General features: G+C 55.0%; 15 protein-coding genes. 5 read left to right on the forward strand and 10 right to left on the reverse strand.

What is annotated here, in order from left to right:
* Positions 1 to 57: 57 nt before the first annotated feature.
* The 9 genes from ldtE to UR504_RS02595 all read right to left on the reverse strand — a co-directional run bounded on the left by ldtE (position 58) and on the right by UR504_RS02595 (position 9,136).
* A complete protein-coding gene (gene ldtE / locus UR504_RS02555; protein WP_302234786.1) occupies positions 58 to 1,071 on the reverse strand; it encodes a L,D-transpeptidase LdtE in 1,014 nt (337 codons plus the stop codon).
* 97 nt (positions 1,072 to 1,168) lie between these two features.
* Complete coding sequence (gene sufE / locus UR504_RS02560; protein ID WP_111965637.1) at positions 1,169 to 1,585, reverse strand: cysteine desulfuration protein SufE; 417 nt, start codon at positions 1,583 to 1,585, stop codon at positions 1,169 to 1,171.
* Positions 1,586 to 1,599: 14 nt separating this feature from the next.
* A complete protein-coding gene (gene sufS, locus UR504_RS02565) occupies positions 1,600 to 2,820 on the reverse strand; it encodes a cysteine desulfurase SufS (RefSeq protein ID WP_111965636.1) in 1,221 nt (406 codons plus the stop codon).
* Positions 2,817 to 4,088 (reverse strand): Fe-S cluster assembly protein SufD, encoded by a 1,272-nt coding sequence (gene sufD / locus UR504_RS02570; RefSeq protein ID WP_302234785.1) that lies wholly within the window; start codon positions 4,086 to 4,088, stop codon positions 2,817 to 2,819. The genes sufS and sufD overlap by 4 nt, the downstream gene beginning before the upstream one ends.
* Entirely contained in the window at positions 4,063 to 4,809 is a 747-nt protein-coding gene (gene sufC / locus UR504_RS02575) for a Fe-S cluster assembly ATPase SufC (protein ID WP_014831592.1), read from the reverse strand. Before sufC ends, sufD begins: the two co-directional genes overlap by 26 nt.
* Positions 4,810 to 4,818: 9 nt before the next feature.
* Complete coding sequence (gene sufB, locus UR504_RS02580; RefSeq protein ID WP_302234784.1) at positions 4,819 to 6,309, reverse strand: Fe-S cluster assembly protein SufB; 1,491 nt, start codon at positions 6,307 to 6,309, stop codon at positions 4,819 to 4,821.
* An 8-nt stretch (positions 6,310 to 6,317) separates the two neighbouring features.
* Positions 6,318 to 6,686: a Fe-S cluster assembly scaffold SufA gene (gene sufA, locus UR504_RS02585; RefSeq protein WP_008500631.1), complete on the reverse strand. Its 369-nt coding sequence runs from the start codon at positions 6,684 to 6,686 to the stop codon at positions 6,318 to 6,320.
* Positions 6,687 to 6,998: 312 nt separating this feature from the next.
* Complete coding sequence (locus tag UR504_RS02590; protein ID WP_115874844.1) at positions 6,999 to 7,727, reverse strand: MerR family transcriptional regulator; 729 nt, start codon at positions 7,725 to 7,727, stop codon at positions 6,999 to 7,001.
* A 188-nt stretch (positions 7,728 to 7,915) separates the two neighbouring features.
* Complete coding sequence (locus UR504_RS02595) at positions 7,916 to 9,136, reverse strand: diguanylate phosphodiesterase (RefSeq protein WP_302234783.1); 1,221 nt, start codon at positions 9,134 to 9,136, stop codon at positions 7,916 to 7,918.
* A 337-nt stretch (positions 9,137 to 9,473) separates the two neighbouring features.
* Between UR504_RS02595 and ycgZ the strand changes: the two genes are divergently transcribed.
* The 5 genes from ycgZ (at position 9,474) to UR504_RS02620 (ending at position 13,545) form a co-directional block, all read left to right on the forward strand.
* Positions 9,474 to 9,713, forward strand: a complete 240-nt coding sequence (gene ycgZ, locus UR504_RS02600) for a regulatory protein YcgZ (RefSeq protein WP_302234782.1) — start codon at positions 9,474 to 9,476, stop codon at positions 9,711 to 9,713.
* Between the two features lie 4 nt (positions 9,714 to 9,717).
* A complete protein-coding gene (locus tag UR504_RS02605; protein WP_302234781.1) occupies positions 9,718 to 10,038 on the forward strand; it encodes a hypothetical protein in 321 nt (106 codons plus the stop codon).
* A gap of 29 nt (positions 10,039 to 10,067) precedes the next feature.
* Positions 10,068 to 10,346, forward strand: coding sequence for a biofilm/acid-resistance regulator YmgB/AriR (locus UR504_RS02610; protein WP_023311323.1), 279 nt, complete (start codon positions 10,068 to 10,070; stop codon positions 10,344 to 10,346).
* 191 nt (positions 10,347 to 10,537) lie between these two features.
* Positions 10,538 to 12,688, forward strand: a complete 2,151-nt coding sequence (fdhF, locus tag UR504_RS02615) for a formate dehydrogenase subunit alpha (RefSeq protein ID WP_127730498.1) — start codon at positions 10,538 to 10,540, stop codon at positions 12,686 to 12,688.
* A gap of 218 nt (positions 12,689 to 12,906) precedes the next feature.
* Positions 12,907 to 13,545: a winged helix-turn-helix transcriptional regulator gene (locus UR504_RS02620; protein WP_302234780.1), complete on the forward strand. Its 639-nt coding sequence runs from the start codon at positions 12,907 to 12,909 to the stop codon at positions 13,543 to 13,545.
* Between the two features lie 135 nt (positions 13,546 to 13,680).
* Here UR504_RS02620 and UR504_RS02625 read toward each other — a convergent pair whose 3' ends face one another.
* A complete protein-coding gene (locus UR504_RS02625; protein ID WP_003857766.1) occupies positions 13,681 to 13,875 on the reverse strand; it encodes a YdiH family protein in 195 nt (64 codons plus the stop codon).
* Positions 13,876 to 13,888: the final 13 nt, after the last annotated feature.

A 13,888-nucleotide genomic window follows, 5' to 3' on the forward strand; every position in this document is an offset into this window, starting at 1 on the left:
TACCTGTTAATAAAATGGCGCACATTGTGCGCCATTTTTTTTGCCTGCGTCAAACGACTACTGCGTCACCTTCTCTCCTTCATCTTCCGCTACCGCAGCAGATACCCGGCTGTTCTGCACCGACAACACGCTATTGCTGGCTGAAGGGCCGCTACCGGCCGACACGATAACCGGGATCCCGGCGCGACGTGACAGGGCTTTATCAATCAGCGCCTTATCGCTTCCCGCCTGAGAAACAAAGGTCGCAAAGTCAGCGGAATGGGTAATGGGCGAGACCTGCGGATTCTCCCCTTCTACCTGCGCAAGCGGACGGTGGACTTCAATATAGCGTTTACCATCCGGCTCAACGGAGAATTTCACGGGTTCATTAATAATCTGCACCCGCGTGCCCACCCGCACCTGTTCGAACAGGGCCTTAATGTCCGGGGCGTTCATCCGCATACAGCCGGAGCTGACCCGCAGGCCGACGCTGTCCGGCGCGCTGGTGCCGTGGATAAGATATTCCCCATTCCCCACGCCTAAACGCAGCGCGAAGCGTCCCAGGGGGTTATTTGGCCCGGCAGGAACCACCGGAGGCAATTTGATGCCCTGCTCCAGAGAACGTGCTCTGATGCCCGGCGTGGGCGTCCAGGTGGGATTAGGGATCTTCTGGCTCACCCGCGTGGTCGTCACCGGCGTTTCCAGCCCCAGCTGTCCGATACCCAGCGGGAAAACCTGAACAATGTTTTGCCCCGGCGGGAAGTAGTAGAGCCGAAGCTCAGCGAGATTCACCACAATCCCCTCGCGCGGCGTATCCGGCAACAGCATTTGCGACGGAATGGTAATGACGGTTCCCGGCGCAGGGTTAACCGGCGCAATGGTATTGTTGGTTTCCAGGATCACCTGCGCCGCCGTATTAAACCGACGGGCGATGGTCTGCAGCTTATTATCCCCTTCCTGTATCGTGTAGGTTTGATTTTGCCCAATCAGACGACTGCCTGCGGGCGGCAACGGATAGTCCATCGCGCGGGCCGAATTAAGGGCACCGAGCGAACTGAGGAGTAATAGAGTTATGAGAGACGCGCGCTTCATGCTGAGATTCCTTATTCACTGACAGAACGCCAGAAAGCTGAAAAACCAGCGAGGCGGGAACCACCTCGCGAAACAGAATGAATGCTGTTCTGTAAGTCTAGCTAAGGATTGAAGCTTTGGCGCGGATGGCGCGAATCATCGCTTCCAGTCCCTGAGAACGGGACGGGGTGAGGTGTTGGGTTAAGGCCATTTTTTCAAACCACGGGCGGACATCGAACGCGACAATATCCTGCGCCGACATCTGCTGATAAAGGCTAAAGACGACCGCAATAAGCCCTTTTACAATGGCGGCATCGCTGTCGCCGCGCAATTCTATCGTGCCGTCATCAGACTGCGTCATCACAATCCAGACCTGGCTCTGACAGCCCTGAATAATATTTTCCGGGCTATGCGCCTCTTCACCGAGCGGCGGCAGACGCTGCCCCAGCTCGATGATATAAAGGTACTTCTCTTCCCAGTTTGCGCAACGCCCAAAGTTGCGCAGCAATTTGTCTCTGTCCGGCAGTTCTGCCATCGTTTGCCTCTCCGTTAACCCAGCAGCTGGTGAATGCGCTTAAGCCCCGCCACCAGCCTGTCGACCTCTTCCGTCGTGTTGTACATCACCAGAGATGCGCGGCACATTGCCGGCACCTGGTAAAACGCCATCAGCGGCATGGCGCAGTGGTGCCCGGTGCGGACAGCCACGCCGTAGTTATCAAGGAAACTGCCCACGTCATAGGCGTGGTGTTTCCCGAGATTGAACGCGATCACCCCCTGACGATCGGCAGGCCCGTAGAGGGTCAAATCCGGCACGCTGGCAAGCTCCGCAAGCGCATAGTGCATCAGCAGCCGTTCATACTCCTGAATGGCATCAAGACCGATGGCAGAGACGTAAGAGACCGCCGCCCCCAGACCGATAATCCCACCGGTGTTGGGCGTGCCCGCTTCAAAACGCCACGGCGCGCGCGCGTAGGTCGTGCCTTCCGTCAGGCTGACGGTGGCGATCATCGACCCGCCCCCTTCCCACGGCGGCATCGCCTGCAGAATGTCTTCTTTTACATACAGCACGCCTATCCCGGTCGGCCCATAGAGCTTGTGGCCTGAAAAGACGTAGAAATCACAGTCCAGCGCCTGAACGTCAACCGCGTGGTGCATCACTGCCTGGGCGCCGTCAATCAGGACCTTTGCGCCCGCCTGACGGGCTTTTTCCACAATCGCTGCCACCGGGTTTTCAGTCCCCAGCACGTTGGAAACCTGAGTAACCGCCACCAGCCGCGTGCGGCCATCCAGCAGTGCATCGAGCTGCTCAAGCTGAAGCGTCCCGTCAACGTTGAGCGGAATGACCCGCAATTGCGCACCAACGCGCTCGCAGAGCATCTGCCACGGCACGATATTGGCGTGATGCTCCATCTGGGTGATGATGATGTTATCCCCCGCGTGGACCTGCGCGTTGCCCCAGCTGTTAGCGACAAGGTTGATCCCTTCGGTGGTTCCGCGCACGAAGACCAGCTCTTCCGGCGAGCGGGCGTTAAGAAAAGCGGCAAGCTGCGTGCGCACGTTTTCCATCCGCTGGGTCGCCTCGGCGCTCAGGGTATGAATACCGCGATGCACGGCGGCATAGCCGTGGCGATAAAACTCGGCTTCGGCATCCACCACTTGATTCGGCTTCTGCGCGCTGGCCGCGCTGTCCAGATAGGCCAGAGGAAGACCGTTCACTTCACGGGTCAGAACCGGGAAATCTGCCCGTACTTTCTCAACGGGAAAACTCATGCTTCGCCTCCAGGCAGACGCTGACCGATACGCGCCAGCACCTGCTGTTTTAACTGACCATCGTGCAGCGCTTCCGTCAGTTCGGCGGCAAACGCATAGATAATCATTTTCTGCGCCGCCTGCTGGTCGATACCGCGGGAACGCAGGTAGAACATCTGTTCGTCGTCGATTCGCCCGACCGTCGCACCGTGGCTGCACTTCACGTCGTCGGCGTAGATCTCCAGCTGCGGTTTGGTGTCCACCTCCGCCAGTCGGCCCAACAGCAGATTGTTGTTGGTCATCTGCCCGTCGGTTTTAATGGCGTGCTGCGCCACGTTAATCAGACCGTTAAACACCGCTCGCCCTTTATCACTCACGATGGTTTTGTGCAGCTGGCGGCTGTTGCAGTAGCCTTTGTTGTGCTCCAGCCACGTGCGCGTGTCGCACACCTCAGATTTAACCGGCATCGCCAGGCTGTTGATGCGCAGCGTGGTGTTTTCACCGTTAAGCTGCGTGCTGGTGTTGTGGCGCAGCACCGACCCGCCGAGCAGGAAGCTATGGCTGTACGCCGCCGCATCCTGGCCCAGGACAATGTCGTTATGGGCAAAGTGGTGGCTCTGCGCATTCTCAAACGCCAGCTTGATGTGGTGTAGCTGGGCATTAGCCGCCACGTTCATCGTCAGACGCGACCCGGTAAAGTGACGCGTCTCATTGAGGCTGACGTAATGTTCGATGATCGTGGCCTCGGCGCCCTCCGCCAGCTCAAGATGGTGACGATAGTGCGCGGTATTGATTTCGTCGCCGTCCAGACCCTGAGTGATGTGCATCAGCAGCAGCGGCTTAGCCGGACGCTGGTTACGCTTCACGCGGATGTGCGTCACGCTGCGGGCCAGGCTCTCGGTCAGGTGCAGGAAAACCTCAGGCTGAACCGGGGCGCTCAGGGGCTGGCGATCGTCGTTTATCTCAATCTCAAATCCGCTCGCCTGAAGAGCGTCGCTCAGCTCCGGACGGAACTGACCGTCGACAAACACCAGGCGCAGGGCATCGACACGCAAGGCCAGCGCGTCGCGCTGTGCTGGGGTGAGATCCGCCAGACGAGTCACAAACTCGGCGTTTAGCAGGCCATCGAGCGGAGTATATTTCCAGTTCTCATGCTTACGCGTCGGCAGACCAAGACGCAGCATCTGCTGCAGATGCTGCTGCGCCTGCGCCGAGCGCGTGCCGCCCTGGGCTTCAAACAGCCGGTGCCACTGCTGGAGCGCATTACTGCTGTTCGGTAAGCCAGCCATAGCCCTGCTCCTCCAGTTGTTTAACCAGCGTGAAATCACCGGATTTGACAATACGCCCCTGATAAAGCACGTGAACGTAATCCGGCTTGATGTAGTCCAGAATGCGCTGATAGTGGGTGACGATGATGAATGAACGCTTGCCGTCGCGCAGGGAGTTCACTCCGTCAGCGACAATCTTCAGGGCGTCGATGTCCAGACCGGAGTCGGTCTCATCCAGAATGCACAGCTCGGGCTCCAGCACCGCCATCTGCAGAATGTCGTTACGCTTTTTCTCGCCGCCGGAAAAACCGACGTTCACCGAGCGGGTCAGCAGATCTTCCGGCATTTTCAGCAGCTTGATCTTCTCTTCCATCAGGTCCTGGAAGTCGAAGCGGTCCAGCGCCTCCAGGCCACGGTATTTGCGCACCGCGTTGAGCGCAGTTTGCAGGAAGAACTGATTACTGACGCCCGGAATTTCGACCGGGTACTGGAAGGCCATAAAAATGCCCTCTCCAGCACGATCTTCCGGCGACATCTCCAGCAGATCTTTGCCGTTAAACTCGACCGAGCCGTGGGTCACTTCATAATCTTCGCGTCCGGCCAGCGTCGCAGAAAGCGTACTTTTCCCGGAACCGTTCGGCCCCATGATGGCGTGGACTTCGCCCGGCTTGACGTCAAAATTGAGGCCACGCAGGATGGCTTTGTCTTCTACGCTAACCTGTAAATCTTTAATGCTTAACATGTGCTTTCCTTAACCGACGCTGTGTTCAAGACTAATGGCGAGGAGTTTCTGGGCTTCAACGGCAAATTCCAGCGGCAGTTCAGAGAACACGTCCTTACAGAAGCCGTTAACGATCATCGAGATGGCGTCTTCTTCGCTGATCCCGCGCTGCAGGCAGTAGAAGAGCTGATCTTCCCCAATGCGTGACGTCGTCGCCTCGTGCTCAAGCTGGGCCGTATTGTTGCGGCACTCAACGTACGGGAAGGTATGCGCCCCGCAGTCTTCGCCAATCAGCATCGAGTCACACTGGGTAAAGTTACGCGCATTGGTGGCCGTCGGCATGATTTTCACCAGCCCGCGATAGCTGTTCTGGCTGTGCCCGGCAGAGATCCCTTTCGAGATGATGGTTGACCTGGTGTTTTTACCAATGTGGATCATCTTGGTGCCGGTGTCCGCCTGCTGATGGCCGCTGGTCAGCGCCACCGAGTAAAACTCGCCGATGGAGTTATCGCCGCGCAGGATACAGCTCGGGTATTTCCAGGTGATGGCCGAGCCGGTTTCGGACTGGGTCCACGACATCTTGCTGTTTTCGCCTTCGCACAGCGCACGCTTGGTTACGAAGTTCAGGATGCCGCCGGTATTGCCGTCGCCCGGGAACCAGTTTTGCACCGTCGAGTATTTCACCTCGGCGTCTTTATGGATAATGACCTCCACCACCGCCGCGTGCAGCTGATAGCTGTCGCGGACCGGGGCCGAGCATCCTTCGATGTAGCTGACGTAGCTGCCTTCATCCGCGACCAGAATCGTACGTTCGAACTGACCGGTTTTTTCGGCATTGATGCGGAAATAGGTCGAGAGCTCCATCGGACAGCGCACGCCTTTCGGCACGTAAATAAAGGTGCCGTCCGAGGCTACCGCCGCGTTGAGCGCCGCAAAGAAGTTGTCGTTAGAGGGCACCACGGTCCCGATGTACTTTTTCACCAGTTCCGGATGATCGTGAATCGCTTCGCCAAAGGAGCAGAAAATGATCCCCTGCTCTGCCAGCTTCTCGCGGTAGGTGGTTGCCACCGAGACGGAGTCGAAAATGGCGTCCACCGCCACCTCTTTCCCCTCACGCACGGGCACGCCCAGCTGGTTAAAGGCTTCTTCAACCTCTTTGCTGAGGAAGCTGTTTTCCGCGCCGGTTTGCTGCACCGCGCCGGGCTGTGAGGCGCAGGTGTCGTCGCAGCTACCGCATGAGGGCGCGGAGTAGTAGCTATAGTCCTGATAGTTCAGCTTGTCATAATGCGCTTTCAGCCAGTGCGGCTCTTCCATCTCCAGCCAGGCGCGGAATGCGCTCAGACGAAACTCCAGCATCCACTCGGGCTCGTTACGTTTCGCCGAGATCGCCCGCACGACATCTTCGTTAATGCCTTTTGCCAGCTCATCGGTCTGCAGCTGGGTGAAGAACCCCTCTTTATAGTTGAGGTGCCCACCGCTCCAGGTATTTACTTCACTCGTTGCTTCAGTATTACGAGACATAGTACCGCCTATACCCCAAAGCTTTCGCCGCAGCCGCATTCGTTCTGGGCTTTCGGGTTATGAAATTTGAATAACTGGTTTAAGCCCTCGCGGACGTAGTCCACTTCGGTGCCGTCAATAAACGGCATTGCCTGCAGCGCCACGTACAATTTCGCACCGTCAGTCTCGAACACCAGGTCATCTTTTTCGGGTTCGGTGACGGTATCGAGCACGTAGCCGAAACCTGCGCAACCTGTCTGTTTGACACCCAAACGCACGCCGAGGATCTCGGGCTTTTTCGCCACCAGCTCATGAATATGTGCCGCCGCCGCTGGCGTGAGCGTTAACCCGCGCCAGGCGAAATCGGCAGGATTAAAGGTTTCTGAATGCAGTTCCATAGGTCCACCTCATCTGATAAGCCATCAGGGCATAACACCATGTTAGTGATAACGATTATCACTTCAACCCTCTGTCAGCAGGGGCATTCGGCTTAACCGCCCTTTTTGCCTACTTTTATTAAGCATAGACCCTGTGAGAGGATGCAGTCAGGATGGATGTATTTGTTCAATGCATTGATTAATAATGCATTTCATCGCAGCGTTTATAACGCAGAGGAGAAAAGTAAAATATGCATCGGAAATGCCTATTTTTGAGATAGCTTTTGCGCAGAAAGTGATAAAAACAAAAAAGGCCCTCAAGGCCTCTTACACTCAGTGATGAAATGAGACAGCAAACCCCTGCTCACGCCAGTGGTCGAGCTGTTCCTGCTGGCGAGGCGTTGGGGATTTCCCCGTCCAGACGAAGATTTTTTGCCCCGGGAAAAGTTCAGGACGCGGCGAATCAATAGGTTCCGCCAGGACGTCTATGTGCCAGCCCTTCTGCGATAAGCGCGCGGCTTCCAGCCACAGGTGGGTGCGGTCATCGCATTCCCAGCCAATAAGAAGCGCGTCTTTACCGGCTTTTTTGCGGGATTCCGCCAGGCTTGCTATCGCGAATTCGATCAGGACGCCGTCAAACAGGCTCGCCATGTGACGCACGGTGTTTTGATCCTGATTCATGCGCTGCCGGACGGGAGAGAGAATATTGTCAATCAACGCATCTATCGCGTGATCGCGGCGGAATTCGCCGATTTTGGCGCGCAGCTTTGCCGGGCTGGCATAGCGCAGAACGGTCATCATCTCTTCCTGGTACGAGACCCAGTTGCCCTGAGTCAATACTTCTTTGTTTTCCAGCAAGGCTTTAACTTTTCCGACCGAGACGCCGCTTTTCATCAGGCGTTTGATCTCTTCAATACGCAGGATATCTTCATCGTCAAACTGACGATGGCCCCCTTCGCTGCGCTGCGGCTTCAACAATCCATAACGGCGCTGCCAGGCACGCAGCGTAACGGGGTTGATACCGCATCGTTCGGCCACTTCGCCGATACTGTAATAGGCCATTAACTCCCTCACGCTCAGAACTTCCATACCTAACTGCACCAACCTTATCAGATTGTACACACCATTTGTATAACTAAGACCGCATTTTGAACGGGTGAACGGGCTGCTCCTCCGTTCACCTGCTAATACATTGTTGTATAAAATTTGCCGTTCGTACAGCTAACTCTGTCCGATTGTGTACAGCTTTATCAGAACTCGAATTTTTTCTCCGGCCACGCTATAGCCGGAATACCGCCGTGTCGCGGGCTGGCAAAAAGATGTCCCTGGAACTGGGAAATACCCGCGGATTCCAGCCACATCCACTCTTCAGCCTTCTCTACTCCTACCGCGCAGAACTGGATCTCAAGCGAGGAACAGCATTTGATAATCGCCTGAATAATGGCCTGTCGGGGGCCACTTTTATGCACGTTCGCCACCAGATCGCGATTAATCTTAATTCTGTCAGGCTGGAAGTGGGCCAGCAGCTGCAGCCCGGCAAAACCGGCGCCAAAGTGATCGATCGTCACGCTGATACCCGCGCTTTTTAACTGCCTGACCGAATCCGTGAATTCATCAAAACGGGAAATGGCTTCGCTCTCGGTGAACTCAACCACGATTTGCTCGGGTACAAACCCATTTGCTTCGATCGCGGTGAGCAGAAAGTCCACGGCGTTGGGAATGTTAACCAGCGTCATAGGCAGCAGGTTCAGGGATAACGTCTGGTCCTGTAACCCCAGCGCGCTGGCCATGGAGAGCGCCACCTGCTTGCTTTGCAAATCAGACGCGTACACTTCCTCATTCGGAAGGCTGGCGAAATAAGCCCCTGGCGAGTCGCCGGACGGGGTGCGCAAAAGCGCCTCCCAGGAGACAACCTGCTGCATAAACGGATCGACTATCGGCTGGAACGCGAAGCTGCAATCCGCCCCTTTCGCGACTACCTCAGGCTGCTCGGACAAGTGTGTTTCTTCGCGAACGAATTCCCATGAATCCGCAGGCGGCAGTTCAAAATAGTTCGCTTTTTCCGTGGCCTCGACAAAGGTGCGGAAAAACTGCAGCGGGCGGTCGTTATACGTCAGCTGATAGCGTGTCGTCCCCCTGTTGAGCACCTGCTGCAGCACTTCGTCCCTGTCGAAGTGGCGCAAATCAAAAAGCTCCATGCCCACGTTGCCAAAACGCCGGACAGGTCCGTGATCGCGCATCAGCTCCACCACGTTATGGTGGCGCGGGTCGTTGCAGATCTGCTCATAGATAGCAGAGACGTGTTCCACTGGCCCTTCAAGCAGCTGAAAAAAATGTGTGCCGTTAAACAGCAGGATCCCCGTGACGTTGGATTGCCGGTTTTTACTATTTGCTGCAGCGACCATGGCTTCCAGCGCTTTCACTGGAACGTCCTCGCAGATATGGCTGCGGTAAATGATGGTTGTGAGCATGCGATTCCTGGGGTTAGGGTTTTGGCCACAAAAAAAGTGGATAAGTATCATTTATAGCACATTCATTGCCTGACAAATAATTTACATCTCAATCATTTACGGCAGTTAATGAAATATTTTTCTGCGCTGTACAACTTACCAGTGCCAGACCTTTTTGTACAATATATCCTGTAACATTACCGGTTCATACCAGCCAGTCAACCAACTGAAAATAAAGGATTTTATAAAATATATCATAAAAATATTAAAAATTTGTACATTTTATATGTACAGATTTAGGAATTGTGTATACCTTAATTGTAACGTTAGTGATTACAAAATTTTACAGGAGCGAAACATGCAGCAGAAAGGTTACGCCACAGATTCCGCAGCAGCGATCGCACAGTACTTCGAAAAGGCCACCCTACCTACTCAACAAGAGACGCTGGGCCAGGTAGTTGTCGAAATTCTCAGCGACGGGCGAAACCTCAATCGCAAATCGCTCTGTACCAAACTGCTCAGCCGCCTCGAAAGAGCCGATGGGCCAGAAGAGGAAGAGCATTACCACATGCTGCTTGGTCTGCTCTTCGAACGGTAAGGTTATGAATAGCAGTGACGCAGACCGACTGACTGACACGCTTATCGGTGAAGCCGTTCTTTCTCTTCTAAAAGAGCGGGGGCCAGTGACAACCGAAGGCTTGCTGCAGCGTCTGCGGAGCATGAAAGAACATGAAAAGGATCCCCGGCGGCGGGAGACACTTGAGGCGGTGATTGCCGAAATTGGCTCAAACAGCATCGCCTTTACACGTCGCAGAACCGCGCAAGGACGAACGAAAAGAGAGGGACCTCTCAACGATAACAGAGACAATGTAGTGCCGTTATTTGGAAGTGGAAAACCGTCCGACCCCAAAAAAATACATTGACTGCAATTTTACAGCTACGGTGAGAACAAATGAGACAAAATATTCAGCTTCAACCCGAATACCACTCTGCTTTTTTAGACAGTGCGCTGTCGGAATACTTCCGTCACGCAGGCGATCGTTTTGCTGAAGAGTCCGCTGTTTTTTCTACTGCAGTACGCTGTGTTCTGGCCTCCGAGGGGCATCTGTCTAATAAGGCGATCATCCTTTGGCTCATTCAGACGCTGGAAGCCACTCACGACGTGGTTCAGGCGGATGTGATTCGCAAGACGCTGGAAATCGTGGTGGGTTACACGATGGACGATCTCTAAGTTCCAGGTTGCCGCGCCTCCTGACGTGTCATCGTCAAAACTGACGAACAGCTTGACGATGACACGTGCCCTCCCCGCATAACTCCCTGTAATACACGCAAAGACAACCTGGCACGCTTCCTGCTTACCTCCGCATACGGGACTGGGTTTTCCAGTCAACTTTGCTTCATTTCTTAACAGGTCTGTTATTGATGAAAAAGATCGCCAGCGTCTGCCCGTACTGCGGTGCAGGCTGTAAATTGAACCTTGTCGTTGAAAATAACCGTATCATCCGTGCCGAAGCGGCAGAGGGCGTCACAAACCAGGGCACCTTATGTCTGAAAGGCTTTTACGGCTGGGACTTCCTCAACGATACCCGTCTGCTCACCCCTCGCCTCACCCAGCCCATGATCCGCTACCGCAAAGGCGAAGCATTCACCCCCGTTACCTGGGAAGAGGCGATCCGCTACACCGCCCACAGGCTCAGCAGTATTAAAGCGCAGCACGGGCCGCGGTCGATCATGACCACCGGTTCCTCTCGCGGCACCGGCAATGAAACCAACTACGTGATGCAGAAATTTGCCCGCGCGGTGCTGAACACCAACAATGTGGACTGCTGTGCGCGCGTCTGTCATGGCCCGTCCGTCGCCGGTTTACAGGAAACGCTCGGCAATGGCGCAATGAGCAACTCAATCAATGATATTGAAAACTCAAAATGCCTGCTTGTGTTTGGCTATAACTGCGCGGACTCCCACCCTATCGTTGCCCGCCGCGTGCTGAAAGCACGTGAGAACGGCGCAAAAATTATCGTCTGCGATCCGCGGCGCATTGAAACGGCACGCATTGCCGACCAACATCTGCAGCTGAAAAACGGCAGCAACATGGCGCTGGTTAACGCCTTTGGCTATGTGTTGCTGGAAGAGGAGCTGTATGACAAAAGCTACGTGGCGCGCTTTACGGAAGGGCTTGAGGCCTACCGACAAACGGTAAAAGACTATGCGCCGGAGAAGGTCGAACATATCACCGGCATCCCCGCCCGTGACGTCCGCCAGGCGATGCGGACCTTCGCGGCGGCCCCTTCCGCTACCGTGATGTGGGGGATGGGCGTGACCCAGTTTGGTCAGGCCGTTGATGTGGTCAAAGGGCTTTCCAGCCTGGCGCTGCTGACCGGCAACCTCGGCCGCCCTGCCGTCGGCGTCGGGCCGGTACGCGGTCAAAACAACGTCCAGGGCGCCTGCGACATGGGCGTTCTGCCGAATATGTTCCCCGGCTATCAGGACGTTACCGATCCTGCGGTCAGGCAGAAGTTCGCCGATGCCTGGGGGATTGACGTCAACAAAATGGACGATCGGGTCGGGACGCGCATTACCGAGGTGCCCCACCTGGCGCTGGAAGGCAAGGTAAAGGCCTACTACATCATGGGGGAGGATCCGCTTCAGACCGAAGCCGATCTCGGCCTGGTGCGCAGCGGTTTTGAGGCGCTCGACTTTGTTGTGGTTCAGGACATCTTTATGACCAAAACGGCAGAGGTGGCGGACGTTCTGCTCCCGGCCACATCCTGGGGTGAGCACGGCGGCGTCTTTACCTGTGCCGATCGCGGCTTCCAGCGTTTTGGCAAAGCCATCGAGGCCAGCGGCAACGTGAAGCGCGACTGGGAAATCATCAGCCTGCTCGCCACCGAGATGGGCTACCCGATGCATTATGACTCCAACCAGCAGATCTGGGATGAGATGCGCGAGCTGTGCCCGCTTTTCTACGGCGTGACGTATGAAAAAATGGGCGAGATGGGCCACGTGCAGTGGCCGTGCCCGACGCTGGATCACCCCGGCACGCCGTACCTGTACAAAGACAATCAGTTCGACACCCCGAGCGGTAAAGGGCAACTCTTTGCCGCACCGTGGCGCGCGCCGGCTGAAACCCCGGATGCAGATTTCCCGCTGGTGCTGTGTACGGTACGCGAGGTGGGACATTATTCCTGTCGCTCCATGACCGGGAACTGCGCCGCGCTGCAAAGCCTGGCCGACGAGCCGGGCCGGGTGCAAATGAACCCTGCCGATGCAGAAAAGCTGGGCATTACTGACGGGCAGCTGGTCTGGGTACGTTCACGCCGCGGCAAAGTGATTACCCGCGCCAGCATCAGCGAGCGTATCAACACCGGAGCCGTTTACATGACCTATCAGTGGTGGATTGGCGCCTGCAACGAGCTGACACAGGATAACCTCGATCCCATCTCCAAAACGCCGGAAACGAAGTACTGCGCGGTGCAGCTGGAGGCGATAGAGGATCAGCGTTGGGCGGAGGACTATGCAGCGTCTGCATATCAGTCCATGAAGTCTCGGTTGATGAGTGCGGCGAACGTCTGAGGAAAATGCCGGGTGCGCTATGCGTACCCGGTAATAGTTAACGCATCTCTCACTATCTCCAGCATTTCGAAATACTTTGTTTTTTCATGCCGTGACATCCTGCATATCCGCCGTGCCGCTGAAATACTTAGCAGCAGGGCTGCTTGAAACAGACTCAGCAGGATCCACGCTATACTGAACCGCATCACTATTGACAGGTTTAATGGATAGGCGTGCACATGGCTGATGAGATGTCCCAGACGTTAATATTCGATTGTTCTTCATCCACACAACTGCTGATCGATTATCTAAAACAGGGTGCAAATCTGAAGAAAGTGCTCCCCCGCCGTCGATTAAATTATGTAGCTGGCGACGAACGCCTCTGTTATATCCTCCTCAACGGGCGCGTCATGATTCACCGTAGCAACGACGATTTAGCCATGGCAACGGTTAAGGCGCCCGCTTTGCTCGGTCTCAGTAATCTGCATTACGCTCAGATGTTCGGTTACATCAAAACCTTTAATCACTGTGAGATCGTAACCCTTAAAATGGATGCTGTTTATGACATTATCAAGCATCATGAACTATGGGAGCCGCTGGCTTATCACCTGATGGGCCTTGCAGGTAAGCTATTTCATAGCTACGAAGATATAACCGGACCTTCCGCTTACAATATTGTCCGCGCCCAGCTTTATGCACTCTCAAACGAAGAAGAATCATTCAGGCAGAACATTACTGCAGAAAGGTATATCCGGGATAAAACCCACCTGTCCCGTAGCGGCGTCATGCGTATTCTTTCAGCTTTAAAAGAAGGGGGTTATATCGAAGTTGAAAGAGGTGTGCTAATCAATATGAGGAAATTGCCTGAAAGATTTTAATCTCACCGGCTGGTGATGGCCGTGCAGAAAATGATCTGACCCGGACACTGTAGCCGTCCTTTAACAACGAGTTGCCCGATACTGAATTTCAGACACAAAAAAGGCCGCACTCGCGGCCCTTTTATTCTCATGTACTCAATGGACGTGAACGCCCAACCGCCAGGCAAAATAGATCTCTTCTTTTAGTTCATTCGAAGAGAGCGCCAGCAAATCTGTAAATTCCAGCTCAAGCTGTTTCAGCTTTTTCAGGTACTGCGCCGGAGACAGGTTGCTCTTATCGCGACGTAAATATTCAATTGCCAGCTGCGTTGGGGTTATTTCAGTATCCATGATGTCCTCGCTT

The organism is Enterobacter sp. 241F3, from assembly GCF_034106785.1.
GTDB classification, from domain to species: domain Bacteria; phylum Pseudomonadota; class Gammaproteobacteria; order Enterobacterales; family Enterobacteriaceae; genus Enterobacter; species Enterobacter vonholyi.